Raw genomic sequence first — 26908 nt, 5'->3', positions numbered from 1 at the left:
GTACCGGAAACCGGCGTTACGCATTCCCGGCAGGCTGTTCATTGAGCTGCGCGGCCTGCGCCTGCTGCACATAGAGCGCCTGGAAATCGATGGGATCGAGAAGCAGCGGCGGGAAGCCGCCATCACGCACCGCGTCAGACAAGATACGGCGCGCAAACGGGAAGAGAAGGCGCGGCGCTTCGGCCAGCATGAATGGCTGAATCTGATCTTCAGGCACGTTGCGCATCCCGAACAGGCCAGCATAGACCAGTTCCACGGCAAAGGCAGTGCCATCAGTGGTCGTCGCCTTCACTTCGATCTTCAGCGCCACTTCATGCACGTCATCCGCCACCTGATCGGCACCGATGTTGAACTGGACGTCGATATTGGGCTGGGTCTGCCACTGATATACGGCCGGTGCGTTCGGATTCTCGAACGACAGGTCCTTCACATATTGCGTGATGAGCCCGATCTGCGGCGTGGTATCCGCGCCATTGGACAGTGCGTCGTAAGTGTCGGCCTGATCCGCCATAGTATCGTCCTTATTGTCCCTGCTGGTCCCGCCCCAAAGCCCTGTGCATCGGCGTGACCGGTGAAGCGGCGCGCTTAGCAGGGGCCAGAACGCAGGGCAATGGCCTGGGCTTTGTCCGATGCAGGATGGCAGACAAGGATATAAACGCACGCTCGCCCGTTAGGCCGTTGCTCGAACCCGCCGATCCCTATTTGAAACTGCGCCGGAACATGCCTATGTTACCCATGCCTGTAACTGGCGCTCCATATTTAACAGGTTGAACAGCACAGTGTACGCCATCGTCATTCTCGCTCTCGTTGCCGGCTTTCTGGCCCTTCGCCTTTATTCGGTGCTGGGCAAGCGCACGGGTCATGAGCAGCAGCCCGCTCCGCTTCAGGCCGACGACCGCGCCAAAGTTTCGGTGTTGCAGCCACGGCAAACGGGCGAACAGAGTCAGGAACCTGCACGGTTAGCCGAAGGCCTGCTGACACCGGGCGCTGAAAATGGTGTCCGCGCCCTGATTGCAGCGGACCGTCGCTTTGACGTGCCGCAGTTCGTGGATGGTGCGAAAAGCGCCTACCGTATGGTGCTGGAGGCATTCTGGCGCGGAGATCGCGAGGAATTGGCTTGGTTGTGCGATGCTGACGTCCTTGCCTCTTTCGAAGAGGCGATTGCCGCGCGCGAAGCCGCTGGCGAGACGCTGGAAAACCGCCTTGTCCGAATCGATAAGGCTGTGATTACGGACGCGTCGCTTAGCGGGCGTATTGCGCACATCACGATGCGGTTCGATGCGGACATCGCCGCAATCACGCGGGACAAGGACGGCAATGTGATCGCGGGGTCGATGACCGATGCCGTTGCGACTCACGATGTCTGGACCTTCAGCCGCGACTTGCGGGCCACTGATCCCAACTGGAAGCTGACCGAAACCGACGAGGAGGCATGAGCCTCCTCAGATCGGGCGTCGCGCTGCTTATCGCCGCGGCGCTTTCGGGATGCGCGGGCAGCATCGTACCTCCAGGTTTCGGCGGCACCGCTCGCCCGATACCTGGCCGGGTTTCCAAGCCTTCCGAAACGGCCGCGCGCCCAAAGCCTGCCACGCCAAGGCCAACGCTTCCCTCTCCCGTGACACCAGTTGTTGCTGGGGATAATGCGTTAGGCGCGGGTCTGGTGGCGGGGCCGCCGGTCGGCGACCTCATGCCATCAGGCGAGCGTTCGCGTCTCGCATTGCAAGCATTTCGTATTTCCTGCCCTTCTTTGCTACGGCGGAGCGACCAGAGCGGTCTGACACGCGGCGCGGACTGGCAACAGGCATGTAGCGCCGCCTCAAGCTGGCCCGACACGACAGCCACAGAGTTCTTCTCGCGCTATTTCGAGACGGCGCAGGTCGGTGACGGGAAAGCTTTCGCGACCGGCTACTTCGAACCGGAGATTGCGGGATCACGGACCCGTCGCGCTGGATATGAAGTGCCCATTTACACACGCCCTGCCGATTTGATCGATGTCGATCTCGGCCTCTTCAGCGATGCGCTGAAGGGGAAGACTATTCGCGGCAAGGTGAACGGTGCGAAATTCGTACCATTCGATGATCGAAGCCAGATCGTTGCTGGCTCACTTACCGGGCGTGCACCGGAAATCGCCTGGGCCGCCGATGCGGTCGAGTTCTTCTTCCTTCAGGTTCAGGGGAGCGGACGCTTGCGCCTGCCCGATGGCGGCGTGATGCGCATCGGCTATGACGGGCAGAATGGCCGTGACTATACCGGCATTGGTAAGCTGATGAAGGATCGTGGATTGATCCAGGCCGGGTCGATGCAGGACATCATGGCCTATCTGCGAGCGCATCCCGTCGAAGGCACAGCGATCATGAACGAGAACAAGAGCTTCGTGTTCTTTCGCGAGCTGACCGGCGCTGGTCCGCTGGGCGCGCTTGGCTTGCCCGTTACGCCAGAAGCTACTGTGGCGGCTGATCCCAAATATATTCCGCTCGGCGCGCCGATACTCCTCTCGATGGACCGTGCGGAACCTAATGGCATATGGATCGCCCAAGACACGGGCGGCGCGATCAAGGGCGCAAATCGAGTCGATACCTTCTGGGGTGCGGGCGAACGCGCGCGGGCGATCGCAGGCGGCATGGCGGCACGGGGCAGCGCGCTACTGCTGTTGCCGATCGGCACAGTTGCGCGGGTTTCCGCACTGATCAACGCGAACGGCAATGGCCGGACGCCGCCTCTCCCCTGAAGAGCGGGCGCTCTGGGCGCGCCTTGCACAGACGGTGCGTTCCTACCGCCCGGCGATGACGGCATCGAAGGTGGATGCGCCGATTGTCTCTTCGCCCGCATCGCCCGCAAAATCGTTAACGCGAATGCCTGCGCTTCCCCCTTTGCCTCAACCCGCGCGGAAGCCTGTGCCGGTCCTTGACGATCGATGGGAGAAGCAGATCAAGCGCGGGGCACTCGTTCCAGAAATGACGATCGACTTGCACGGCCACAGCCTTTCTGCGGCGCATGTCCGGCTCGACCAAGCTTTGGCTGCGGCGCGTGCGCACGATGTCCGCATACTGCTTGTCGTCACTGGAAAGCCCCGGCCAGCAAGGGATAACGGTGCAGTCGCGCAGCGTGGCGCGATCCGAGCGGAGATCGGCCACTGGCTGGATTCCAGCCCCCACGCCGATGCCATTGCCAGCGTTCGCCCCGCCCACCCTCGGCATGGCGGGAGCGGCGCCCTCTATATTATATTGCGCCGCAAAAAATAATCACTCTGTGGCCCGTTTGGTGAGGCTTTCTTAACCAGCACGATTCATAACCGCATGTATTCCGCCCGCCGCGACGGACCGTTCCAAATTCAGCGTCAGGGATCTGTGAAGAGTGTGAGGTTCAACAGCCGCGCGACCCTGATAAGGCTAGGCGCAGGGGCGTTGGCCTTCATCCTCGCCCTTTCGGCGGCGTTCAACACGAGTGGACCTTCACGAAACGCCGCTCTGGCGCTTGCCGGCACGCTTCTCTGCGGGCTGTTCAGCTGGTGCTCGGCGCATCGAAGCATTTCCACATTGAAGGGCGCGCTGGATGGCGCGACCGCAAGGCTGCGCGCAGCAGCGCATGGCGATCTCCATACCCCGGTGGTATCCCATTTGCGCCGCGATCTTCCGGATCTGGCAGGAGCGATGGATACGCTTTTCAGTCAGGTCAGATCTGATCTCGACGATATCCATTCGCTTGCCATGTTCGATCCTGTGACCGGCCTGCCTAATCGCACCAGCTTCTGTCGGCAGGTTGAGCAACTCCTGGTTGAAAGTGTGTCGGACGATCCCGCCGCCTTGTTCTTCCTCGATCTCGACGGCTTCAAGTCCGTAAATGACACGCTGGGTCACGCCGCGGGCGACAAGCTGCTGGCGCGAGTGGCAGGGCGATTACGCGAAGTGCTGATGAGCCAGGCGCAGACCGGTGCGGCCAGCGCGGTGCTGGGCCGCTTTGCGGGTGACGAATTTACCATATTCCTTCCCGAAGTCCCCAATAGCGCTGCTGCTGAAAGAATCGCCCGTGCAATTCACTTCGCATTGGGTGAGCGATTCGATATCGACGGGCAGTTCGTCGATCTTGGCGCGTCGATCGGCATCGCTTACTATCCCGAGCATGGGAACAGCCTGCCGGCGCTGATACGTGCGGCGGACATCGCGATGTACCGGGCCAAGAGCAATGGCCGTGGCCGCTTCGAATTGTTCAGCAACGCACTGGCCGAAGAGGCGGAGGGCAAGGCAGAGCTGGAGCGCGATTTGCGTATCGCGCTGGAGCGCGGCGAATTTATCCTGCAGTTCCAGCCGCAAGTGGATGTAGGCAGCGGACGCGTTCTGGTCGCCGAAGCCCTGGTGCGTTGGGCACATCCGGATCGCGATCTGGTGCTGCCGGGAATCTTCGTTCCCGCTGCTGAAGAAAGTGGCGTCATCGTCGACCTGGGCGACTGGATCATGGATCAGGTTTGCGAGACGGCGGCGCGCTGGGCGCGAATGGGCATGGACCAGCGTCTGGCGATCAACATCTCTACGCGTGAACTTGCACAAGCGGACTTCTTCGCACGATTGCGTAGCGCCATTGCGCGCCACGAAACGCCTCCTTCAGCTCTGGAACTGGAGATAAGCGAGTCGCTGGCCATGAATATGGCTCCGCGTCTGGTTGATGAGATCGCCGATCTGCGCAGATTGGGGATTCGTGTCGCTATCGACGATTTCGGCACCGGCTATTCCAATCTTGCCCGCTTGCGCGATTTGCCCATCGACCGTGTAAAGATCGATCGCAGTGTGGTGCGTGACGTGGTGACCTCCGCTGAAGCGCGGACTATATGCAGCGCCATCATTGCGCTGATCCAGGGGCTTGGCCTCGACGTGATCGTCGAAGGTGTCGAGAGCCAGGGGCAGCTCGACATCTTGAAGGTGATCGGCTGCACAATATTTCAGGGCTTCCACCTCGCCCGCCCCGCGGATGAGCGGACATATCTCACGCGCTTCGGCGGTACTCAGGCCGTTGCACTGGAAGCCTGAGCCACGCGTGCAAGGATGCTGGCGTAGATCGTCGTCAGCGTCTCCAGATCGGCAATTGCTACAGCCTCATCCAGCTTGTGCATCGTTGCATTGCACAGGCCGAACTCGACCACCGGACACAGGCGTGAGAGGAAGCGCGCGTCGGACGTGCCGCCGGTTGTAGAAAGCTCCGTAACGATGCCGGTGGCATCGTGAATAGCGGCGCTGATAAGCGTGGAAAAATCCCCTGGTGCCGTCAGGAACGGCTCGCCGCTGATTTTCGCCTCCAGCGTGCCGCCTTCCGCCTCAACAATCGCTGAAATCCGTTCAACAAGGCTCGCGCCACTATGCTGATCGTTGAACCGAATCGACAGGCGCGCACTGGCTCTGGCGGGGATCACGTTGGTTGCCGGATTGCCTACGGTGATGTCGGTGATTTCGATGTTGCTCGGCTGGAACCAGTCGGTTCCCTGATCCAGTTCGACGGCTTCGATCGCTGACAGGATACGGATGAGGCGGGGTATCGGGTTGTCGGCAAGATGCGGGTAGGCGACATGCCCCTGCGCGCCCTCCACCATAATCCACATATTCACAGATCCGCGCCGCCCGATCTTCACCATGTCGCCCAGCCGGTTGACCGAAGTCGGTTCACCGACAAGGCACAGGTCGGGTTTGACGCCGCGCTCGGCCATGCGGTCCATCAGGGCGAGCGTGCCATGAACGGCGGGGCCTTCCTCGTCGCCCGTGATGATAAGACTGATTGTGCCCGGAAGATCTTTCTCCCGCGCGACGGCTGCCACGAAGCAGGCGATCGAACCTTTCATGTCCACAGCGCCGCGACCATAGAGCAAGTCTCCGCGCACCTCGGGCTCGAAGGGATCGCTCCCCCAGCCGTCGCCCGGAGGCACCACGTCGAGATGCCCGGCGAAGGCGAAATGCGGTCCCGGCCCGTTCTGCCGTACTGCCAGCAGGTTCTCGACAGGACCATCGGGCGCTTCCCCCGACACAAAGCGGTCGACGGCAAATCCGAGCGGCGCCAGCATGGATTCCAGGCACGCGAACACGCTGCCGGTTGCAGGGGTAACGGAGGGGCAGGCGATAAGCCGCTGCGCAAGGTCCAAGGGATCGAAAGCGGCACTGGTCAGGGTCATGCCCGTGCGTTAGCGAAGGACGCATCGATTGACCAGCCGGAGCGCCATCATGCCAAAGCTAGACCTCGACGCCATTCCGCAGACCAACCACACGGGCTATCCCACCGAATATGCACAGGAAGTAGCAGGGCGGTTCTACCGCCGCATAGCGCCAGAAACCGGCCTGACCGATTTCGGTGTAAGTCATGTCACGCTCATGCCTGGAGCGTGGTCGTCCCAACGCCATTGGCACGAAGATGAAGATGAATTCGTCGTGATATTGTCCGGTGAGGCCATATTGATCGATGAGGACGGCCGCACTCCGATGGCAGCGGGCGATATGGCGGCATTCCCGAAAAACGACGGGAACGGACATCATCTGGTGAATGAAAGCGACACAGACTGCATGTTCGTCGTGGTCGGCCGACCGGCAGCCGGTGCCTGCCACTATCCTGACGTGGACATGCACATCTTCGGGGATGGGGCCGGCTTCAGGCGAAAGGACGGATCGGCTTTCCCCTGACTTCAGTCAGGCACCAGCTTGCCGGGGTTCATGATCCCCTTGGGGTCGAACGCCGCCTTGATAGCTCGAAGAGAAGCTAGGCGCGCAGGGCTGGCAAGCCGCGCCAACTCCGTCCTTTTCATCTGGCCGATCCCATGTTCAGCGGAGATTGATCCGCTGGAAGCCACCACCGCGTCATGCACGAAAGCGTTAATCGCCGCGCCGTCTGTTGCGATCCAGGCTGGACCGTTGGCCGTGCCCTTCGGCGCGCGGACATGAAAATGGACATTGCCATCACCCAAATGACCAAAGGACGACGCAGTGGTGCCTGGAAATCTCGCTTCGGCGGCGGCAGCGGCTTCGATCATGAACGCAGGCATCTGCGCCACGGGCACACTGACATCATATTGCAGTGCTGGTCCCTGTGCCCGTTCGGCTTCGGAAAGCGATTCGCGGATGCGCCAGAACGCCTCCGCCTGAGCTTCATTCGTGGCGATAGCGGCATCCACGGCCAGGCCGGTCTCAAAGCCCTCCGCCAGTGCGCGCTCCAGTTGCTCCGCAGCGCCTGGGCTTCGTGCGTCAGGCAAATCCACTTCGATCAGCACGTGCCACGGTGTCCGCGTCTCGATCGGGGAACGAGCGCCGGGAATATGCGAGAGGACGTGGCCAAGCCCATCGTCGGCGATCACCTCAAACCCCTCGACGATCATCCCCAGCCTTGCCTCCAGTAGCCTGAGCAGCGCCAGCGCCTTCTGCGGACTTTCGACACCCACCCAACCCACCGCACGATCCGCAATGGCAGCCACGAGGCGCAGCGATGCGGCCGTGACGATACCGATCGTCCCCTCCGCACCAACCAGCAACTGCTTGAGATCGTAGCCCCGGTTATCCTTCTTCAGCGCGGCAAGGCCATCATAGATGCTGCCGTCCGGCAACACTGCTTCGACCCCTTCGACCAGGGCGCGCATCGTCCCGTGACGCAACACTTGGGTGCCGCCCGCGTTGGTGGAGATCAGCCCGCCGACAGTGGCCGACCCCTTCGCAGCAAGGCTCAAGGGAAATCGCTTGCCGATGGCTGCGGCGGCATCATGCAGGACCGACAGAATCACGCCTGCTTCGCACACCGCCACATTGTCCTCCGCAGAGAGGCTCACGATCCTGTTCATACGCCGCAGCGAGAGAATAAGCGCGCGACCGTCGATGGGCGGCGTCGCGCCGCCAACCATCGATGTATTCCCGCCCTGCGGCACCAACGCGACACCATGCTCCGCCGCAAGGGAGACGCAGCCCGCCACCTCCGCCGTATTTGCGGGCGACAGCACCGCAGCGGCAGCGCCATGATAGCGTCCGCGCCAGTCGGTTAGCCAAGGCGCTATGTCCGCTGGATCGTCGGTAAAGCCTTTAGGACCGAGCAGGGCGGCGAACCGGGTAAGAATGTCGGAAGATATCATGTTGCGCTTATGCCCCGGAATTCATCGACTGTTCAACCGCCAGTCGCTAAAGCGTCAAGTCGTTCAGGGGTTTGCTTTTTTGTTTCAGTCCGCGATTGCCATGCTGCTCGTTTCAGTAGGAGGCTCTGCGTTTGCGGGGCCGCCCACGGAATTTGCACAACTTACGATTGAGCAGCGGGTCATCATTCGCGTGCCATTGGTTGCGCCGCCGCGCCGTGGACGCCCAGCGGCCGCACCGGAAGCACAGGACTGGGACGAGAAGAAAGGCCCGCGTTGCCTTGCTATCCGTTCCATTCGTTCCGCTGATCTGTCAGAGCGCAACAGCGTCGATCTGATATTGTCGAACAGTCAGCGCTACAGAGCGCGGTTCGGTCGTGGTTGCCAATCGGCAGCCTTCTATTCCGGCTTCTATATCGAGCCTACCGATGACGGCTCGCTCTGCGCCGGACGCGACGATGTCAAGTCGCGGGGCGGCATCTCCTGCGAAGTGGACAGCTTCAAGCGGCTCGTGCCCGAACGATAGGGCTGGGCGGCCGGATTTCCTTGACAATCGGCCCTGATTTCCGCATGGGCCAGCCAGCTTTGACTGAGGCAATGCGCAACCGCACGGCCCATTATTCCGGACATATGAATGAATTTTGCCGATCTCGGCCTTTCCGATGAATTGTTGAGGGCGGTCACAGAGGCCGGCTACGACACCCCGACGCCCATCCAGGCGCAGGCTATTCCGTCCGTGCTGATGATGAAGGACATCGTCGGCATCGCCCAGACGGGCACCGGCAAGACGGCAAGTTTCGTGCTGCCGATGATCGACATCTTGGCGCATGGCCGCAGCCGCGCGCGGATGCCGCGCTCGCTGATCCTGGAGCCGACGCGCGAACTCGCAGCGCAGGTCGCTGAGAACTTTGAGAAATACGGCAAGTATCACAAACTCTCCATGGCGTTGCTGATCGGTGGCGTGTCAATGGGCGATCAACTGGCCGCGCTTGAAAAGGGTGTGGACGTGTTGATCGCGACGCCTGGCCGCCTGATGGACCTGTTCGGGCGCGGCAAGATCATGCTGAATGGCTGCTCGCTGCTGGTGATCGATGAGGCGGACCGCATGCTCGACATGGGCTTCATTCCCGACATCGAGGAAATCTGCACCAAGTTGCCCGCGCAACGCCAGACGCTGTTGTTCTCGGCAACGATGCCGCCGGTCATCAAGAAGCTGGCCGACAAGTTTCTTTCGAACCCCAAGTCGATCGAAGTCGCGCGTCCTGCGTCCGCCAGCATCAACATCACGCAATGGCTGGTCCCGGTCGAATCGCGCAAGAAGCGCGACGTCATCAGCCGGATGCTGAAGGCAGAGGACGTGACCAACGCGATCATCTTCTGCAATCGCAAGACGACAGTTCGCGACCTCAACAAGACGCTGCAGAAAAGCGGCGTGCGTTCGGGCGAAATCCACGGCGACATGGATCAAGGATCGCGCATCGCGGAACTCGACCGGTTCAAGCGGGGCGACGTGAATGTCCTCGTCGCGTCGGACGTCGCAGCGCGCGGGTTGGATATCAAGGGCGTCAGCCATGTGTTCAACTATGATGCGCCGTGGCATCCGGACGATTACGTCCACCGCATCGGCCGCACTGGCCGGGCAGGGGCCACCGGTGTGGCTTATACCTTCGTAACGCCGGAAGATGCCGAGGCGCTGGACAATATTCAGAAGCTCATTGGCACCAAGATTCCGAAAATCGCCGGCACCGATGTGGTTGCGGATGTTGCGCCGGAGGAGGCGGGCGATGCGCCTGCCGCTCCCAAGCGTCGGGGCCGTAAGCCCGCTGCCCGGAAGGCGGAGCCGGAAGCTGCGCCTCAAAGTGCCGAGGTCGATGCTGCGCCACGCGAGGATGCAGGCGAAGAGCCACGCCGAAATGCGCCGCGTCGGGATACCTCACGCCGCGATGCGCCTCGCGATACAGCGCCGCCTCGTGACGCCACGCCGCGCAGTGATGCACCACAACGCAGCCGACGCGACAATTCGCAGGAAGATGGTCCGGACGACGGTTGGAACGGCCCCATGCCCGACTTCCTGTCCTATGGCTTCAACACCGAACCTGCTTAGAGGCTCGACGCTACTCGCGATTCCAAAAGACCGTTGCAACCCCCGATGCCCTCGCTTATAGGCGAGCGCCTTGGGGCCGTAGCTCAGTTGGGAGAGCGCGTCGTTCGCAATGACGAGGTCAGCGGTTCGATCCCGCTCGGCTCCACCATTCAAGTGAAAAATCGCCTGCGTTTTGGTGAATTACGAAAAAATCGCCTGCGCCGTCCCTCATAATGGCGCGCTCTAATGAATGCGCTCAAGCATTGCGAGCGTAGCTTTGGCAGGTTTGCTGAACTGGCTGCTAATGCAAACGCCCTTCTCTTACTAACAATAGTTTGCGCGTCCTACGAAGGAAGTCCGATGTCGGAGCAGATGCAATAGTTAGCGAATGCCCAGTTTCCCAATGACAACGCTGAAACGGGCTCCCTCAAAACTGGTTCCTGCACCATTTTTTGCAATAATCAATAGATTAGTTCGGCTGCTTTACAGTCGGAGTCTGAGCCACGTTGATCATCGGTTTGTCTCTAAAGTTCCGCGGGATTTTGCCATATCAACCGGCCTTAGTAAGTCCGTCCTGGTACCTTGATGCGGCAAATGGCAGTAGCATTCGCTGCAACTGCATCTCGCAGGCTGCTTCCGTTCTGATGCAAGCGGTTGGTGGCAACGGGCATAGTTGAGAGGAAAGATTTATCTCTACGGCAGCATATCTTTTGAGATTCGCGCCATCGGCCAAGCTTCACTTCCTTAGCTGAAACCATTCTGCACGAGTTGTCCGCCGGCATTCTTGATGCTACTGATGCCATTTCAAATGTCTATACATAAGAACAGGACATATGATGAGGTGAAAGCCGATTAGCGCAAACGGCGTCGGATAGCATGCGATTAAGGGAATATGACAATGAGCAGCGGTTCAGAATGTCCGGAAGACGTATGTTTTTTGTCCGCCGTCAGATTGGGCCAAGGGTATCGTGCGGGACGGTTCTCTCCGGTCGAAGTGGTTGAAGCGCATCTGTCGCGGATCGGCGCGCTGGATGCTGATCTGCATGCCTATACTCAGGTTTTTCACAACGAAGCCCGAAGCGCCGCTATCGCCTCAGCACAGCGTCATGTTGCAGCGCAAGCAAGAGGCCCCTTGGATGGCGTACCCGTCGCAGTAAAGGATTTGATTGAAATTCAAGGGTTGCCATGCGCAGCGGGCTCAGCAACACGTCGCGATCATATCGCCAAGCGAACCGCGCCACTGATAACACGACTGATCGAAGGCGGTGCGATCCTGATTGGAAAAACCCACACTGTCGAATTTGCACTCGGCGGTTGGGGCACCAACACACATCTTGGCAGTCCTCGCAACCCTTGGATGCCGGAGTCACCTTATACGGCTGGCGGTTCATCGAGCGGCTCCGCAGTTGCAGTCGCGGCACGATTGGCCACATTGGCGATCGGTACTGACACCGGCGGATCGGTCAGAGTGCCCGCCGCCTTCAATGGACTGGTCGGGTTGAAGACGACGCCCGGGCAAATAAGCGTCGAAGGTGTGATTCCCCTAAGCCCGTCGCTCGACACGGTCGGCCCCATCGCGCGCACGGTATCCGACGCGGCTCTTTTGTACGACGCCATGGTCTGCCAGCGGTTTTCTCATGAGGGCACGCTTACCGGGTTGAAGGGCGGTGTCTCCGGAATGACCCTCGCGCGAGTGGACCAGGAGGAACTCGATCAAGTGGATGGCGAGATCTCGCGCGGCTATGAACGCTCGTTGCGCCTATTTGAAAAAATGGGCGCACGGATCATCACCGTAAAGCTCCCTCGCGCGCTGCACGATTATCAGCGTGACTCCGAAATCCTGATGGCTGAAGCATATTCACTTTATGGCAAGGTCGCGGAGGATCTCGCAACGCAGATGGACCCCCATGTGCGTGCACGCATTTTAACGGGTAATATCCCTGCGCGCGAATATATTATGGCGCGTAGCCGGGCGCAGCGGGACGGGCGTGGGATGCTCGCCGCGTTAGAAGAGTGCGACGCGCTGTTATCGCCCATGACCCGAACACTTCCGATGCCGCTTGCGCTTGTCGACGAAACCACGACACCGTCCACGTTGGCGCGCTTCGTTAATCAGATTGGTTTTTGTGCGCTTGCGGTGCCGAACGGCTTTTCCGCGAGCGGCCTACCAATGTCTCTCCAAATCATATGTCGGCCGAATGAAGAACATCTGGTTCTGCAAATTGGGCACGCGTATGAAAGCAGCGACCCGTTCCATGGCAGGATTCCTCCGATAGCGGCCTCGGCTTAGCTTGCAAAGACGCGGACCGCCGACGTTTCGGTCTACGCTGCGGATCCGAAGCATGTTGTGACATGTTCCGGATCCGCAGGTCGCCGTCAGAAGTCTTTCCGAAGTGATATTGAGAAGCTACGAGGCTCGCCAGGACGGATCCCGTAGAACAACGTCTCGTAACCGACCGTATAATACGTCTCGTCGAAGATGTTCTTCACGTTGAGCTGCAACAACCAGTCGTCGAACTTGTAGCTCACCGATCCGTCCGCGAGTGTATAGGATGCGAGTGGGCGAGTGGCGCCATTGTACGACGTCCGTTCGGACCCGACGTGGCGGAAGCCGCCGCCTAAGGTGATCCCGTCCGTCAAGTCATAGCTCGTATACAGGCTGGCAGTCTTCTTAGGCAGGTACAGCCTGGTTTGACCGATCAACGTGGGATCGGCGTCCTTCTTGATCTTGGGGTCGAGCAGTGCGAGTCCGGCCTTGATCTGCCATTGATCGATGATCTGACCCGTCGCTTCGAGTTCCAGCCCGCGGTGACGCACCTCACCCAGGGCTCTAAACCGATCGAAACCATCGGCGCCGCGCTGGTCGAAAACCTGCTGGTTCGACTGCCGCAGATCGAAAACCGCCGCGGTGAGAAGAAGCCGTCGGTCGGGCGACACGTATTTCGCGCCGAGTTCGTATTGCTTGCCTGTGAGCGGCGGCAGCACGCTGTCATTGATGTCGGTACGATCCTGCGGCTGAAATGATTCGCTGTAGGACCCATAGATATTCAAGCCCTTGACCGGCTCGACCGTCAGGCCGCCGCGAAGGCTCACCTGGCCTCCGGGATTGAACGCCCGCCACGCGCCGCCCTCTACAAAACGGGTCTCGACGGTGGGCTTCGAATAGGACAAGCCGCCGAGAACCGTAAGGGTGCCAGCGATCTTCACATTCGCCTGTGTCGAGGCAGTCAGATAACGCAGCTTCTGGTCGCGGTATGTAAGCGCTCCCGGGGCAGATCCATCCAGTGATCCGAAGTATCGGCTGATTGCGTCTTCGCCGTCGAACAGATTTACCTGTCCGTCCGTGTAACGCCCTCGATAGGTCTCGCGGTAGGATTGATAGCGGACGGAGGCCGAAATGAAGCTGTCTGACAGTCCCACGTCATCAAGCTTCAACACCGACGAGGCGCCGATATTGACGTCTTCCGTCGGCCAGCCGAGGAAGCGCTCGGTCCTCGCCTGCATGTCGCCATTAGCCTGAAGGCCGTACACATAGGAATTCCCGCCTTCACGATTCACGCGCTGATAATTCGCCATGAGGTCTACCGACAACGCCGACGACGCTTGCCAGGACAATCCGGCGTTAACCCGAGCCGTCTTGATTGTGACGCTGCCGTCGCCGTTACCAAGAAAGAAGGAGCGGCCCACTCCGGCGGGCAAGGTCCCGTCCGCAAAGGTGAGCACGCCTTCGAACGGCGTACGATTGAGCTTTTGATAGCTCGCCCGAACGAAGGCGGAAATGTTGCTTGCGACGTCGAAATCCAGCCCTCCGTAAACGACGGATTTCTTTTGCTTTATGAAGTGGATGAAGCTGTCCGACTCTTCATGGGCACCGACTGCGATCGCGCGGACCGTGTCGGATGCGTTTAGCGAACCCGCAAGTTGGCCCTCTACCCGCCACCGATCCCAAGACCCTCCCAGCGCGGAGACATAGCTCGGCGTGTTCGCGGAAGCCTTTTTCGACACCAGGTTGACAAGGCCGCCCGGGCGGGATGCCCCATAGACAACCGATGAAGGCCCCTTCACCAACTCGAAGCGGCTGAGGGTGGCTACATCCGGTTCCATGAGCGAATCGCCTACGGGTAAGCCATCGATTGCATAGCCCGAATTGAAGCCGCGCAATTTGACAAGGCTGCCGTAGCTGTTCTGATCTCCAGCGAAAATCGCACCTGGTGTATATTGCGCGATTTCACCCGTCGTTTTCAGATCGGCCGCTTTCACGAAATCGTTGTTCACCAGACTGATCGATTGAGGCACTTCCTCGATTGGCAGGGGAAGATTGGTCGTGCCGCTCGTATCTTCGGAAAGGAAGCGATATCCTGTGACGACGATGCTCTCGTCTCCACCTGCTTTCTGGCTTGCCTCCATTACCGATGCATCGCCGCCTTGAGCATGCGCAGCCGAAGAAGATAGAGCCACCTGCGCTGCGAATACGCTAGCGGCAGCAAACAAACCGAGCTTAAACTTTTTAACCTGCCCAGCATCTTGAGAAATACGCGCATTAATAATCATTATTACCCCCTATACAGAATAGAAATTCCTCCTGCCGCCTGCGAAATTCAATTTTATTATATTTAGGTTGTCAGTATCTATCAACGAGATGAATTTTTATTGTACAATTCCTGATAGTGCTTTAATTTGCACCCTCGGATCATTTTATAAAGTGCCGTACCCGTCAAATACCAATTTCTTTTTGGTTCATTCCGAAAGGTTATCAACGACACATGTCGCCGCACCGGTTCCGCCAATATCGCGCGTTCGACGTTATCATGCAGACGGGGTCGGTTACCCGCGCGGCGGAAGCGATGCACATTTCCCAGCCTGCGGTCAGTAAGCTGCTGCAGTCGCTGGAGGACGATCTGAGAATTCGATTATTCGACCGATCGCGCCGGCGACTCGTTCCGACAGCCGAAGCAGCGCGGCTCCATCGCGAAGTCGAGCAACTTCTTCTGAGTGCGAATCGCGTCGACCGAATTGCAAGCCAGATCCAAGGAGCTAGCGGAGGAGAGTTCCGGATTTCGGCTCTGCCCATGCTGGGGGCGCGCTTCCTTCCCGAAGCGATTTCGCAGTTCTGCGAACAGCAGACGGCGCTCCGGGTCTCGCTGGAGGTAGACGTATCGCGGCAAGTGCGGGCGCAAGTTTTGTCAGGCCAAGCAGACATCGGCTTTGCACATCTTTCCAGCGGTGAAGAGCACCTCGTGCGCCAGCCCATGGCGTTCATTCCTGGGGTTGCGATCTTACCGCATGGCCATCGTCTTGCTGCGCTGCCTACGGTGTCACCCGGAGATTTTGAAGGTGAGTCCTTCATTTCGCTGGGGCGGGAAAATCGGCTACGGGATCTAGTCGACGGGCTGTTCGAAGCGCATGAGGTAACGCGTGATACGACGGTTGAGACGAACCTTTTTGAAAGCGCCTGTGCGCTTGTCGGAAGTGGCTTGGGCGTCTCCGTCGTGGATCTCATCAGTGCCTTGTCCGTCAAGGATCATGTAGTGGTACGGCCGCTTTATCCGACAGTAGAGTTTGCCGTTGAAATCGTACGGCCAATTTCTAGTGCGCCGTCTGCCCTAGTCGATAGCTTCATCAACCTGGTTCACGAACGGCTCGAAATCTACTTGCGATCAACTCTTGTCAGGCCGGGGGATCTCTGACGAAGCGCTACAGACGCTCGCGCCAGCCGTGTGGCGGGATGCGTGATCCTGGGTAGCCGAAATCGCGAGGCCCCAAGCCGGCATGAAACCACGAGATGAACGAATAGACGTCAAAAACGGGGATGCCGTAGATGCTTTGGAGCAACCGGGAGTACGGTGCCATATTGTGACACTCAAGGACGAGCGCGCCGATGTTGTTGTGCGACTTCATCATGCGGTCGGCAGCATTGAGAACGTCCGCTTCCACCTGCCCGATGTCGGTATTGAGTTCACCTTCGACGAATGCGCGAGTGAGGGCACGGCCATCTTCAGTTCCAAAGATGGGGGTATCGGCAGGTGCACCGCACGCGGTGAGATGGCGCTCATTGAAACGCCCGCTATGCGCGGTCACCACCCCCACGCGTTTACCGGGAGGCAAGATGCTTTGCACCCACGGCACCTGCATGACCGATGATGTGGCGACCGGCACCTGACAGTGCGCAGCAAGCTCCTTCTGGAAAAGTCCCATAAATCCGCCGGTCGTGGCGATCCCATCCGCGCCGTCCTGAACGAGCTCCTTCGCGGCGTCGAGGATGATGGAGGAGAGGCCGTCCCCTTGCTCATGCACCAGCTTCTGCGTGGTGGCACCGCGCACTACGCGAAAGAGCACAGGAAACGGCCATGTCATGGCGTTGGCAACGTCGCCGGGGACGCGCGGGAAGTGCGTGTCAAGGACGAGTATGCCGACCCGCGCTCCGTAGATGGTCTTTCCACCATGCGCCATCCGTGTCGTCATTCTCGATCCTTCTCCAGGCCGCGCGACGTGCGTCGCCACAAGCCGCGATGCTAATGTGTTATGAGATCCAGGCGCTCACGGCCGGCCGCTTCTTCGGAAGGGTGGGCATGTTCGCCATTAAACCGAGTAATGGAGAACGCGTCGATGGGAAGGCTCGATCGCCCTGTATCCACCAAGTCGGCGATGAGCGTTCCCACGATTGGGCCGAGCTGAAAACCATGAGCGGAGAAGCCGAAGGCGTGAAAGGCATTGTCCTCGGTGCTGCTAGGGCTAATCACCGGAAGATTGTCCGGCATGCGCGCTTCGATGCCGGACCAAGCGCGAACGACCGTAGCACGCCGCATGACGGGAAAAAGATCAAGGACGGTCTGCGCGCTGGCTGACAGGCGCATGAAGTCGAGTTCTGTCTCTTGGCGCTGGGCATCGGCCGTTCCCAGATGCCCTCCGCCGATAACGACGGTGCCGCTCATGGTCTGCTTGAAGGTCAGCTTCCTGCTGGTTCCGATTACGACCGGGTCGAGAAAGTGAGGGACCCGCGCGCAAACCATCAGCATGGGCGCGATCGCCTCCACGGGCACCGGCTCGCCCAATGCAGCCGCTACAGCGCCGCCCCACGCTCCACCGCAGTTGACCAGAAAAGTGGCCTCGACCGTTCCAGCTGTCGTATCCACGCGCCAGATTCCGCCCTTGCGCGAAAAGCCGACAGCGCGGGTCTGCGTGAGTAGCTCCGCACCGCTCTCGATAGCGGCACGCGAGAAGGCGAGCGTCGCCTGATACGGGCTTACGAAGCCGTCGCTGCGGCAGATCAGGCCACCGGCACACCAGCGGGCCAGCGCTGGCAGCACGTCGAACAACTCATTGGGTCCAAGCAGTTCCTCATGCTGGTGCCCCAGTGCATACAGCAGCTCAATCCGTGCCTGCAGGCGAGCGAGATCCTCGTCAGTCTCGGCGACCGCCACCTGCCCTTTTTCCTGAAAGCCGCAATCGTCACCCACGAGTTCGCGCGCGTGCCGCCAAAGCTCCATTGAGGCGCGGGAAAGGGGGATCTCTGCGGGATGGCGTAGCAACTGCCGAACGCCTCCGGCGTTCACGCCGGAAGCGTGCTGACCGATGCCGTCCTTTTCGATCTGCACGACCCGGTACCCGCGCCGGGCGAGATGCAGAGCCGCAGAGCATCCGTGTATGCCGCCGCCGATCAGCGCCACATCCGCCTTGATCGTGGTCACCCGGTGTAGCCTTCCCGATCGATCAAGGCGATCTCTGCAAGCGGCAGGGGTTTCAGCGGCGGTCGAACATTGTAGTATCCCACCTCGCCGGGTGAGCATCCTCGGACATCCGCAATGAGCTGCGAGACGACAGGCCCGCACATCCGGCCTTGGCAAGGACCCATCCCGCAACGTATCACCCGCTTCATCTGATCGGGTCCTTCATTTCCAAGTGCAGCCGTAGCGCGCACGGCTTGGGCGGTCACCTCCTCGCATCGACAAGCTATGACCTTATCGTCCGGTGATCGAGTGGTGACCGCTGGTGCATAAAGCGCGTCTAGCAATGGCCGGACGGAAAGATGGCGCGCGAGTTCCCTGCGTTCGCCTGCGGCGATGCGGTCTCGCTCCTCATCATCAATGCGACAGAGCGTGCGCGCTGCCGCCAGAGCGGCAATCCGGCCGGCATGCTCCGCGGCCCGCGCGCCGCCGATGCCGGCACCGTCACCGACAATCATGATGCCGGGCGTCGAACTGTTGCCCCATTCGTCCAGCCATGGGCGAAAGCATTGTTGCCTTGCATCCCACACGTGCCTGCATCCGGCCTGCCGAGCGAGTTGCTGCAGCGGGATGACGCCCTCATGCAGCGCGACTGCGGTAGCCTGGATCGTTCGCTCCTTCCCGCCGCTGCGGAAAGAGACTGAACGCACTGAATCCTCCCCTTCGATCCGCAGTGCGTCACATTCGGTGAAGACCGGTATGCCGCTGCGGCGCAATTCCGCTTTCAGGCGAAGCCCCTTTTGAATGTAGGATAATCCATGCCCTCTGAGTGCTGCCGGCATCAGGTGCGCAGCGCGCCAAGGGGCCGAACGTTTCGAGGTATCGAGGAAAGCCGCAGGCCGCAGGCCAAGCGCAAGGCACTGGGACACGAACAGGTAAAGAAGCGGCCCGCTGCCGATCAAGATCAGATCGCCATCCACCGCCATCCCGCTTCCCTTGAGGAGGATCTGCAATGCCCCGACGGTCAAGACTCCGGGAAGGGTCCAGCCCGGAACGGGAACCGGACGTTCCATCGCCCCGGTGGCAAGGATTATCCGATCAGCCACGATCTTTCGCGAGACTCCATTGCGGCTGACCCAGAGCTCGGATCGAGACGAAATCTGCCATACAGTCGAACCCGGCCAGAAGGTGCAGCCGCTGGCGCGAAATGCGCGCACGACATCGCGCCCGTGCGCATAGTCGCTGCCGAGGGCGGCGAGGCGGGAGGGTGCGCTTTCCGCAACTCGTTCCACCGAACGATAGATCTGGCCGCCCGGCTCCTGCTGTTCGTCGAGTACCAGCGTCGAAACACCCCGCTCGGCGAGCCATGTGGCGGCCGACATGCCCGCAGGGCCAGCGCCGATGACCGCAACTTCGACATGTTCAATCATTCGCTGTGACCCGGCTCCACCTGCATGCCCTCCGCCACCGGGACGAGGCATGCCTGTCGATTGGGACGGCCATCGACCTCGACTATGCACTCGAAACACACACCCATCATGCAATAGGGCGCACGGGGCTCGCCAGTCACGGCGGACGTACGGAACCGGGTGACACCAGCCGCTAGCAAGGCGGCTGCGACGCTTTCCCCGGTACGCGCTTCCATAGGTCGGCCAGCAAAGGTAAAGCCGACGGGATCGGAGAAACCAGGGTCGAGGCGCTTCAACATGGAGGGCTGACCCGGAACAAGATCAGCACCGCCATTATTAAATGATGAAGCACCGATATACCGCCCGTTTCACTTAGTTATCAATACAACCAAGATTTTCCACGAAATCTGGATCGCATTCTATGTGCACAAAGCATGTTGCCCGGCGGGTTTTTGGTCAAATGCCAATTTCTCTGCATTTTATAATTTGACGTTATGTGTCGTTCGATGTGCGGCCATTGCGCCTGCAAGTATGGCGTGATGAAGCGGCGGAAGGAGCATCGCCGATGCAGACGTCATAAAGCAGCGCCCATCGGCAGGTCTGGACAAGCCGATGGGCGCAGGCCTCAGCCCATAAGCATAACCTTCATCGCATAGCGTCTGCCGCGCGAAGACCAAGCCATTCGCGTGTTACGCGTATGCGACGCAACACAGTGCGTTCTGCAACAAGAACGGCAACCAGCGTCAAACCGAAAAGCGGGATGATCGTTGTCAGAACGAGGGTCACGGCCAGCAGCCAGCCGGTGAAACGCGGTCGCCCGACAGGCCGGGGAGCGCCCAGCGCGTCCTCTGGCTTGCGCCTCCACCACATGACCGCAGCGCTGACACTCATGCCGATCAAGGCCGAAGCGGTGAGCAACAGCAACAACTGATTGAGGCGGCCGAACAAATGCCCTTCATGCGCCGCCACTCCGATGTTGACAGTCTTGTCCACGATGTTCTGATCGGCGAAACCGGATTTGCTCAGCACCTCACCGTCCGTCCCCGAAATCGTGTACGTTACGCGCTCCAATCGGTTCTGAATTTGCGACGAGGCGATCCAGGCTCCGTCATGGCTCGAAGGGGGCAAGACCCAGATCGGCCGGGGAATGTGAAGCGTCGATACAGCCGGCACGATCAAGTCCAACGCATACATCAACATGATCTGATGATCCTTGTCGCTCATTCCCATGTGATGGTTGTTGCCGCCGCCATGATGCGGAGTCGAGGGAGCCATTGCGGCCATTTCCGCCGCAGTCATGCCTGGCATCGAGCTTGGACCAATAGGATCGGATTCCGCCCCGTTTGCCTTGGCCACAACGCCGCCGACGGGCCAATCGGGTACACCGGAGGTGATTGATGACAGATTTCGTCCCCAGGTGAGATAATTCCCCCATGCGACCGACCAAGGCAAACCACTGAACAGCATGAACAAGGCGGCCAGCGACACCCACATGCCGGTCACTGCGTGCAGGTCACGCCAATATATACGGCCTTTCTTGTTCAAGCGAGGGTACAGCACGCCTGCAGCGCCCTTTCTGTCGCGGGGGAACCACAGAAAGAGGCCGGTGATAATCATGACGATCGCCCAAGAGGCCGCGATCTCCATCAGTACAGACCCGAATGTGCCCATTAGAAATCCGCGGTGGAGTTTTGAGAGTAGTTCCATAGGCCGATGGTCATCTTGGATGATCTTCATCGGTTTCAACATTGTCGGGTGAACATAGATGCGGACAAGGCTCTCGTCTTTTGACACGACGATCTGTGCCGCACCGGTTGGAGAGGCAGGTGGCTCATAGCGACTAAATCGCGAGTCCTTCACCGCGGCGAGGGCGGCTTCCACTTCCAGCGAGGGAGCGGCTCTTGCGCTCTCGATCTTCAGGTTTTCATAGGGTCGATCCATCCACGCTTCAATGTCCGGCCGGAAGAGATAGATAGATCCGGTGACGGCAAGCCAGCAGATGAAGGGAATACAGAAGAGGCCTGCGTAGAAATGCCAGCGCCAGATGGCCGAATAGTCCGGCCACTTCGGTTTCATTCCAGCTTTAGTTTCCTGACCCATTGATTGTCTTAACCCCCGTTGTTGCAGTATGTGCAGGCGCGATGTCTCGGCCGTATGGGTGTGCAGCCCGCATCACCGGCTTTTGCAGATCGCCTCCATGGCGGGCAATCGCTCACAGCCAGAAGCGAAGGCCGAGAGCTACGCTTAGGCCACCCGCCTCCTCGCCGAGCCCGCGCGCATATCGGGCTGTGCGACCCAGCTTCCGTTCCCAATGAATACCGATATAGGGCGCGAATTCGCGCACGACCTCGTAGCGCAACCGAACACCCAGCTCGATTGAGGTGAAGCCCGCCCCAGCCCTCAATTCGGGAGTATCCTGCGCCGACAGGTTCAGTTCGGCGGCCGGTTGCAGGATCATTCGTTGCGTGATGCGCTGGTCATATGAGGCCTCCGCGCGGGCGGTCACTTCGCCCTTCTGGGAGAGAAACAACTCTCCCTCTACTTCGAACCAATAGGGGGCAAGTCCTTCGATCGCGAGTACAGCATGGGTGCGACGTGGCCGAGGCTGCAGATCCTGCCGCGCACCGGCACGCAGGTTGAACCAGGGATTCAGCGCGTGAAGCCATCCTGCCTGCAACTCGATCTTCTCGGCAGCGCCGCCAACGGCGCCTTCGCCCTTGGTTTTGAAGGCCAGGCGGTCGACGTCGCCACCGGTCCAACCCTCCATCTCCCAAGCATAACCGTCCCCGCCGCCCCCCGGACGCCATTCCAGCCGCTCGGCCATCAGCATCGAGTGAGGCATGCCGCCCGTTTCATAAAGCAGCATCGAGCGCGCCTTCGCCATGGCGGCGTGATCATAATAAGCGTCGGCGGCGTGGTCCTGCGGTGCACTGGGTGCCGGTACAGGCGAAGGCGCATCGTCCAAGGCCGAATTCTGGGACATCGGCATGGAATGGTCTGCGTGTTGGGATTGGTCCTGCGCGAGTGCACGGGTGGCGACACATGCGAGCAATGCGGTCGCGATGAGGGCGAGGGGCTTCATTCGGCGGTCTCCTCGGCGCGCACGGTGACAACGCGAAACATGCCGGCGTGCATGTGCAGCAGCATGTGACAATGAAATGCCCAATCACCGAGAGCATCGGCCGTCAGGTCAAAGCTCGCCTTGCCGCCCGGCAGCACGTTCACCGTGTGTTTGCGGGGTTGCTTGTCTCCAGCGCCATTCACCAGTTCAAAAAAATGACCGTGCAAGTGGATCGGATGCGGCATCATCGTGTCGTTTATCAGCGTCACCCTTACTCGCTCATTGTGCCGAAATGCGAGGGGTTCAGGGTTTTCGCTGAGCTTCACGCCATCGAACGACCACATGTAGCGTTCCATGTTTGCAGTAAGGTGTACTTCGAGCTCACGGCTTGGCACGCGCCGATCGGAGCCGGAGACCAGCGCCTTGAGGTCGGCATAGGTCAACACACGATGATCGACATTCTCCAGCCCTGTTGGCCTGTCACCCAAGCGGTCTGCCGGAGCTGCGGAAATGGTCGCGACTCCTGGACCCATTCGGACGCTCGGCGGCGCAAGGGACTTGTCACGCATCTTCATCCCGGAATGGCTGTCCGCCGTAGCTGGCGCATCGATCGGAGCGCTGAGATCCAGCGTGCCGTTCGACATGTCCATGCCCGACATGTCCATGCCCATGTCTTTCATGCCGAGCAACGGGCGCTGGCGCAGTGGCACCATGGGCGCGACCATACCGATCCTGGGTGCCAGCGTCGCGCGCGCCAGTCCCGAACGGTCAATGGCCTCGGCAATGATCGCGATCGCTTCCGCCTTTTCGGGGCGGACGATCACGTCATAGGTCTCAGCAATGCCAATCTGGAATTCGTCCGTCTCGACAGGGTCCACGTCCTGACCGTCAGCTTGCACAACGGTCATCGGGGTCCCGGCAAGGCGGACGTTGAAGTTGGTCATGGCCGATGCATTGATGAAGCGCAGCCGGACCCGTTCGCCCGGCGTGAACAGGCCTGTCCAATTACCCGCGCTGTCGTGACCGTTGATCAGATAGCTGTAGGTCGAACCAGTCACGTCGGAGATGTCGGTGGGATCCATGCGCATCTTGCCCCATTCGATGCGCTCGGACAGTTTCTGGTCCCTACCAGCGATCAGCCCCGCCAGCGTTTGCTTCTGCCGATTATAATAGCCGCCCATCTGCTTGAGCCGGCGCAGTAGCGAGTGCGGATGCACATTGCTCCAGTCCGAAAGCAAGATGACGTGCTCGCGATCATAAGGCGCAGGCTCCTCGCCTGCCGGATCGATGATGAGGGGGCCGAACAGGCCCATTGCCTCCTGCATGTTGCTGTGGCTGTGATACCAATAGGTACCGGACTGCCGGATCGGGAACACGTAGTCGAAAACGCGGCCCGGCTTAATCCCCGGGAAGCTGATCCCCGGCACGCCGTCATACTGGAACGGCACGATCAGCCCGTGCCAGTGGATCGACGTATCTTCATCCAATCCATTGGCGACCGACAGGCGAACCTGCTGCCCCTCCTTCAAGCGGATCATCGGGCCTGGCATGGTGCCGTTGGCGGTCACCGCGTGCGCCTCGCGCTCGCCGATCACGATGCGGCTATGGCCGATATCGATATGGATGCTGTCGCCGGAGAGGACGTCGCCCCCCTGTCCGACGCCCGCCGTCCCGCCCCTAGCCCAGGCGGGGAACAAGGCCTCTGCCGAGGACAGCAGGCCCAATCCCGATGCGCCGCGCAGGATAGACCGCCGGTCAACTCTGGCCGAAAACATATGACTTGGCCTCCGCGTTGTCGGCTGTCCCCCGACACGCCGTTATCCATCATACGTGAGGCGCTGGCGTTTCCCTCAACATCTCGTTCAATTTAGCGCGTGCGCGGTACAGCCGCGTCTCCACCGCCTTGCTGCTGATCCCAAGGAAGGCCGCGACGTCCGACTGGCTCATCCCCTCGACGGTGCGCAAAAGGAGTACTGAACGCAGATGGTCCGGGAGGGCATCGATCGCACGCCGCACGCGCGCAAGTTCCTGCCGTCCGGCCGTTTTTATATCCGGGCCAGGAGCGCTGTCCTCGACCTCCAGACCCTGATCAATGGGCTTCGCGCGGGAGAAAAAGCTGCGCACGGCGCGGCGGCGGCGCCAATCGCGACATTTGTTCAGGGCTATCCGCATGATCCAGAAACGAAAAGGTCGAGCCTGATCGTACCGGTGCAGATTGGCGAAGGCTGCAATGAAGCTGTCCTGGGTCACGTCGAGTGCGGCATCGGCATCATCGATCTGGGCACGGATCAGCCTGTACACCGCAGCACGGTGCCGTTCCATGAGTGCGCGATAAGCATCTTCGCTGCCAGCAAGCGCCCGCATCGCCAAGGCACCGTCGTTCTGCTCGCGCCCGTCGCTCACCGCTCAGGTGCGGTCAACGTTTCCACCATGGCACGGTCGAACCGGGCGGCCTGATCAGGGCGCAGGATCGCACGCATCGCGAACAGATGCTGCAGGGTCTGCTTCTGCAACATACCCATCGCTTCATGAGACCTGTCGATGGCGTGCGCTACCTTCGGACCATAGCCCTTTTCCGACGCAATAGCCTCGGCGAGCACGCGATTTTCTGTCCGCATCTCCTGCTCGTACATCGCTTGTTTTGCGGCGAAGCTCTTCTCCAGTACGGCAAGGCGTGCCCGCTGGCGAGCGTCCAGATTAAGCTCATCGTGCATGAGACCGTGAAAGCGGTTTTCGATCGGCGGATCGGGTGTGATAAGAACACGCCCGATCAGGATTCCGCCAAGCGCGGCGATGAAGGCCGCCAGGATCAAGAGCAGAGGGTAACGCTTCATCCTTCAGCGCGTACCGGCAAGAAGGTTCGAAGGGGCGATCGCCGGTGCCGAAGTTAAGGACGGCATGCGTTCCGCTCGCACGCCCTTTGGCGCCATCGTACTCACGAACACGCCTGCACTCAGCGCGAGGATGCTTGTCATAGCCAGGTTGCGGCGCGCCTGCATCCGCGCCTGCCGCGCCCCGACTTTCGCGATCACTGCATCTTCGATCGCATCGAGGCGCGGATCGAGCGAAATTTCGCCCATCTCGTTCAGCACGCTGTCGATGCCTGTCATGACGATCTCCATACTGCTCATACGCAGCCTGCGAAAAAAACACTCATAACTTCAGGGATTGCCCGATTGCCTGCGTAATCCCCCGTATCCGAAATTAAAGTCGTAAGGAAAGTTTAATGCGCATCCATGCCTGTGCCGCATCCGTCATCATCACCGCTCTCGCCCTCTCGATCGGCGGGACGGCAGCCGCACAAGCTCGACTTTCCGCAGCGACGCCGAGCGCCAATGCGACCGCGTCAGGCGTTCGCGCATTGACGCTTACCTTTGCGGAGGCAATCAACGAGCAGCTTTCAGGTGTCGACATCGTAATGACGGCGATGCCCGGCATGTCGCATCACAAGCCGATGAAAATTTCGGGATTCAAGACTGCACTTGGGGCCGATCGCAAGACACTTACGATGGCGCTGCCCCGCGCTTTGCCGGCCGGGACGTACAAAGTGACCTGGCGGGCCGTGTCAGCCGATGGACGTCGTGCAGAAGGGAGTTACGGCTTTTCCGCCAAGTAGCTGTCGGCCGTTCCCCGCTCGCTTTCAGCGAAGAAACGGAGCCGGGGCAACAGCGGCAATTCACGGACAGAGTCTTGCTCGACAGCGTGACGAACTATGATGTCGGTTATCAATTTGCGTCAGACCGGCCAGACACGGGCTTCAATTATGATAGACTAACGGGAATAATGGATCTTCGAAGGGCGCGCCCTCGGGCAGACGCTCGGCAAGGCCGGGAAACTCCGGCGACGTGGGCCAAGCGCGCGGCGCGTGCCGGGCGTCATCACCGACAAACCGTACAGAAAAGACGCGCCTCCTGGTTGCAGATCCGGCCGAGCCATGCAGTGTCAGCATGTGGAAGGCGACGGCGTCGCCAGGCTCGAGTGCCCATCCGAGAATGCGGTGCGCGTCAAGGTCTGAATCGACATCGGGCAGTTCGGCGAGGCTTCCCTCTGGGAACCACTTCGCTTCGTTGGCCATGAACGACCGCGGCATTAGCCAAGGCCCGAGGTGCGATCCGGCCACGAATTCCAAGGTAGACTCCCGCGGCACTGGATCGACCGGGATCCAGAAGCTGACGTTCTGACGACCCTCGATGTTGTAGTAGGGCTGATCCTGATGCCAAGGGGTCCTTTGCCGCGTTCCTGCTTCTTTGGTCAGCATGTGATCATGATGGAGTCGGGCAGTACGGCTGCCCATCAACTCGGCCGCTACTCGCGACAGGCGAGAGTTGAAGATCAGGTCGCCGTATTGAGGATTTTCCTGCCAGTTGCAAAAATCCTCAATAAATCGGCCGGGATCGTTAGATCCGCTCGCCGTCTTCGCTCTCTTGCTGGGGCGCTCAAGGTTTGCATCGACACCTTCCCGCAAGGTCGCAACCTGCGATAGCGTGAGCAGGTTCCGGATTACAACGGCTCCGTCACAAGCGAACTGCTCGGATAGCGCACTCATCTGACCCTCCTCGCGCCACCTGTAGCGCCACCTTTTATGGAAAGCCCTCCCCTTAAGCGAAGCAA

General features: G+C 60.2%; 25 protein-coding genes and 1 tRNA gene. 11 read left to right on the top strand and 15 right to left on the bottom strand.

The genetic code is table 11. The annotated features are described in order from the left end of the window. Positions 1-16: 16 nt before the first annotated feature. Positions 17-511 (bottom strand): protein-export chaperone SecB, encoded by a 495-nt coding sequence (gene secB / locus C1T17_RS18680; RefSeq protein WP_104954727.1) that lies wholly within the window; start codon positions 509-511, stop codon positions 17-19. 268 nt (positions 512-779) lie between these two features. Here secB and C1T17_RS18675 point away from each other — a divergent pair, with 268 nt between their 5' ends. The 4 genes from C1T17_RS18675 to C1T17_RS18660 all read left to right on the top strand — a co-directional run bounded on the left by C1T17_RS18675 (position 780) and on the right by C1T17_RS18660 (position 5021). Beyond that, on the top strand, positions 780-1436 hold the full coding sequence (locus tag C1T17_RS18675; protein ID WP_104954726.1) for a Tim44/TimA family putative adaptor protein: 657 nt from the start codon (positions 780-782) through the stop codon (positions 1434-1436). Continuing rightward, positions 1433-2728: a murein transglycosylase A gene (locus C1T17_RS18670; RefSeq protein WP_104954725.1), complete on the top strand. Its 1296-nt coding sequence runs from the start codon at positions 1433-1435 to the stop codon at positions 2726-2728. Before C1T17_RS18675 ends, C1T17_RS18670 begins: the two co-directional genes overlap by 4 nt. After that, positions 2703-3242 (top strand): Smr/MutS family protein, encoded by a 540-nt coding sequence (locus C1T17_RS18665; protein ID WP_104954724.1) that lies wholly within the window; start codon positions 2703-2705, stop codon positions 3240-3242. The genes C1T17_RS18670 and C1T17_RS18665 overlap by 26 nt, the downstream gene beginning before the upstream one ends. A gap of 105 nt (positions 3243-3347) precedes the next feature. Next, a complete protein-coding gene (locus tag C1T17_RS18660) occupies positions 3348-5021 on the top strand; it encodes a putative bifunctional diguanylate cyclase/phosphodiesterase (RefSeq protein WP_411269198.1) in 1674 nt (557 codons plus the stop codon). On the opposite strand, the gene dapE is transcribed toward C1T17_RS18660, so the two are convergent. Next, positions 4997-6151: a succinyl-diaminopimelate desuccinylase gene (dapE, locus tag C1T17_RS18655; RefSeq protein ID WP_104954722.1), complete on the bottom strand. Its 1155-nt coding sequence runs from the start codon at positions 6149-6151 to the stop codon at positions 4997-4999. The two genes, C1T17_RS18660 and dapE, sit on opposite strands and share 25 nt — an antisense overlap. 49 nt (positions 6152-6200) lie before the next feature. Here dapE and C1T17_RS18650 point away from each other — a divergent pair, with 49 nt between their 5' ends. Beyond that, a complete protein-coding gene (locus tag C1T17_RS18650) occupies positions 6201-6653 on the top strand; it encodes a cupin domain-containing protein (RefSeq protein ID WP_104954721.1) in 453 nt (150 codons plus the stop codon). 2 nt (positions 6654-6655) lie between these two features. On the opposite strand, the gene C1T17_RS18645 is transcribed toward C1T17_RS18650, so the two are convergent. Further along, complete coding sequence (locus C1T17_RS18645) at positions 6656-8083, bottom strand: FAD-binding oxidoreductase (RefSeq protein ID WP_104954720.1); 1428 nt, start codon at positions 8081-8083, stop codon at positions 6656-6658. Positions 8084-8183: 100 nt separating this feature from the next. On the opposite strand from C1T17_RS18645, the gene C1T17_RS18640 reads away from it, so the two are divergent. From C1T17_RS18640 to C1T17_RS18625, 4 genes are all read left to right on the top strand, one after another. Further along, positions 8184-8606, top strand: a complete 423-nt coding sequence (locus tag C1T17_RS18640) for a hypothetical protein (protein ID WP_104955354.1) — start codon at positions 8184-8186, stop codon at positions 8604-8606. Positions 8607-8714: 108 nt separating this feature from the next. Next, entirely contained in the window at positions 8715-10184 is a 1470-nt protein-coding gene (locus C1T17_RS18635) for a DEAD/DEAH box helicase (protein WP_104954719.1), read from the top strand. A 72-nt stretch (positions 10185-10256) separates the two neighbouring features. Continuing rightward, positions 10257-10332: transfer RNA gene (locus tag C1T17_RS18630), tRNA-Ala, on the top strand. Between the two features lie 729 nt (positions 10333-11061). Next, complete coding sequence (locus C1T17_RS18625) at positions 11062-12453, top strand: amidase (protein ID WP_189338426.1); 1392 nt, start codon at positions 11062-11064, stop codon at positions 12451-12453. 86 nt (positions 12454-12539) lie between these two features. Here the strand turns inward: C1T17_RS18625 and C1T17_RS18620 are convergent, their stop codons facing one another. Further along, a complete protein-coding gene (locus C1T17_RS18620) occupies positions 12540-14570 on the bottom strand; it encodes a TonB-dependent siderophore receptor (protein ID WP_189338425.1) in 2031 nt (676 codons plus the stop codon). Between the two features lie 356 nt (positions 14571-14926). Here C1T17_RS18620 and C1T17_RS18615 point away from each other — a divergent pair, with 356 nt between their 5' ends. After that, complete coding sequence (locus C1T17_RS18615; protein WP_104954716.1) at positions 14927-15850, top strand: LysR substrate-binding domain-containing protein; 924 nt, start codon at positions 14927-14929, stop codon at positions 15848-15850. A 7-nt stretch (positions 15851-15857) separates the two neighbouring features. On the opposite strand, the gene C1T17_RS18610 is transcribed toward C1T17_RS18615, so the two are convergent. From C1T17_RS18610 to C1T17_RS18565, 10 genes are all read right to left on the bottom strand, one after another. Next, the gene (locus C1T17_RS18610; RefSeq protein WP_104954715.1) at positions 15858-16625 is read right to left on the bottom strand and encodes an aspartate/glutamate racemase family protein; all 768 of its coding nucleotides are present in this window, start codon (positions 16623-16625) and stop codon (positions 15858-15860) included. 50 nt (positions 16626-16675) lie between these two features. Further along, positions 16676-17851, bottom strand: coding sequence for an NAD(P)/FAD-dependent oxidoreductase (locus tag C1T17_RS18605; protein ID WP_223262697.1), 1176 nt, complete (start codon positions 17849-17851; stop codon positions 16676-16678). After that, entirely contained in the window at positions 17848-19257 is a 1410-nt protein-coding gene (locus C1T17_RS18600) for an NAD(P)/FAD-dependent oxidoreductase (protein WP_104954713.1), read from the bottom strand. Before C1T17_RS18600 ends, C1T17_RS18605 begins: the two co-directional genes overlap by 4 nt. Continuing rightward, entirely contained in the window at positions 19254-19535 is a 282-nt protein-coding gene (locus tag C1T17_RS18595; RefSeq protein WP_104954712.1) for a (2Fe-2S)-binding protein, read from the bottom strand. Before C1T17_RS18595 ends, C1T17_RS18600 begins: the two co-directional genes overlap by 4 nt. A 346-nt stretch (positions 19536-19881) precedes the next feature. Further along, positions 19882-21312 (bottom strand): PepSY-associated TM helix domain-containing protein, encoded by a 1431-nt coding sequence (locus C1T17_RS18590; RefSeq protein WP_189338424.1) that lies wholly within the window; start codon positions 21310-21312, stop codon positions 19882-19884. Positions 21313-21448: 136 nt separating this feature from the next. Beyond that, on the bottom strand, positions 21449-22318 hold the full coding sequence (locus C1T17_RS18585; protein WP_104954710.1) for a copper resistance protein B: 870 nt from the start codon (positions 22316-22318) through the stop codon (positions 21449-21451). Continuing rightward, complete coding sequence (locus C1T17_RS18580) at positions 22315-24072, bottom strand: copper resistance system multicopper oxidase (RefSeq protein WP_104954709.1); 1758 nt, start codon at positions 24070-24072, stop codon at positions 22315-22317. The genes C1T17_RS18585 and C1T17_RS18580 overlap by 4 nt, the downstream gene beginning before the upstream one ends. A 49-nt stretch (positions 24073-24121) precedes the next feature. Beyond that, complete coding sequence (locus C1T17_RS18575; protein ID WP_104955353.1) at positions 24122-24661, bottom strand: RNA polymerase sigma factor; 540 nt, start codon at positions 24659-24661, stop codon at positions 24122-24124. A gap of 35 nt (positions 24662-24696) precedes the next feature. Further along, positions 24697-25131: a periplasmic heavy metal sensor gene (locus C1T17_RS18570; protein WP_104954708.1), complete on the bottom strand. Its 435-nt coding sequence runs from the start codon at positions 25129-25131 to the stop codon at positions 24697-24699. A gap of 3 nt (positions 25132-25134) precedes the next feature. Further along, positions 25135-25407, bottom strand: a complete 273-nt coding sequence (locus C1T17_RS18565; protein WP_145959035.1) for a hypothetical protein — start codon at positions 25405-25407, stop codon at positions 25135-25137. 116 nt (positions 25408-25523) lie between these two features. Between C1T17_RS18565 and copC the strand changes: the two genes are divergently transcribed. Further along, on the top strand, positions 25524-25913 hold the full coding sequence (gene copC, locus C1T17_RS18560; protein ID WP_104954706.1) for a copper homeostasis periplasmic binding protein CopC: 390 nt from the start codon (positions 25524-25526) through the stop codon (positions 25911-25913). Positions 25914-26054: 141 nt separating this feature from the next. On the opposite strand, the gene C1T17_RS18555 is transcribed toward copC, so the two are convergent. Then, entirely contained in the window at positions 26055-26843 is a 789-nt protein-coding gene (locus C1T17_RS18555) for a phytanoyl-CoA dioxygenase family protein (RefSeq protein WP_104954705.1), read from the bottom strand. Between the last annotated feature and the right edge of the window lie 65 nt (positions 26844-26908).

It is taken from the genome of Sphingobium sp. SCG-1, from assembly GCF_002953135.1.
Lineage (GTDB): Bacteria > Pseudomonadota > Alphaproteobacteria > Sphingomonadales > Sphingomonadaceae > Sphingobium.
This window is presented reverse-complemented; position numbering and strand designations above follow the sequence as displayed.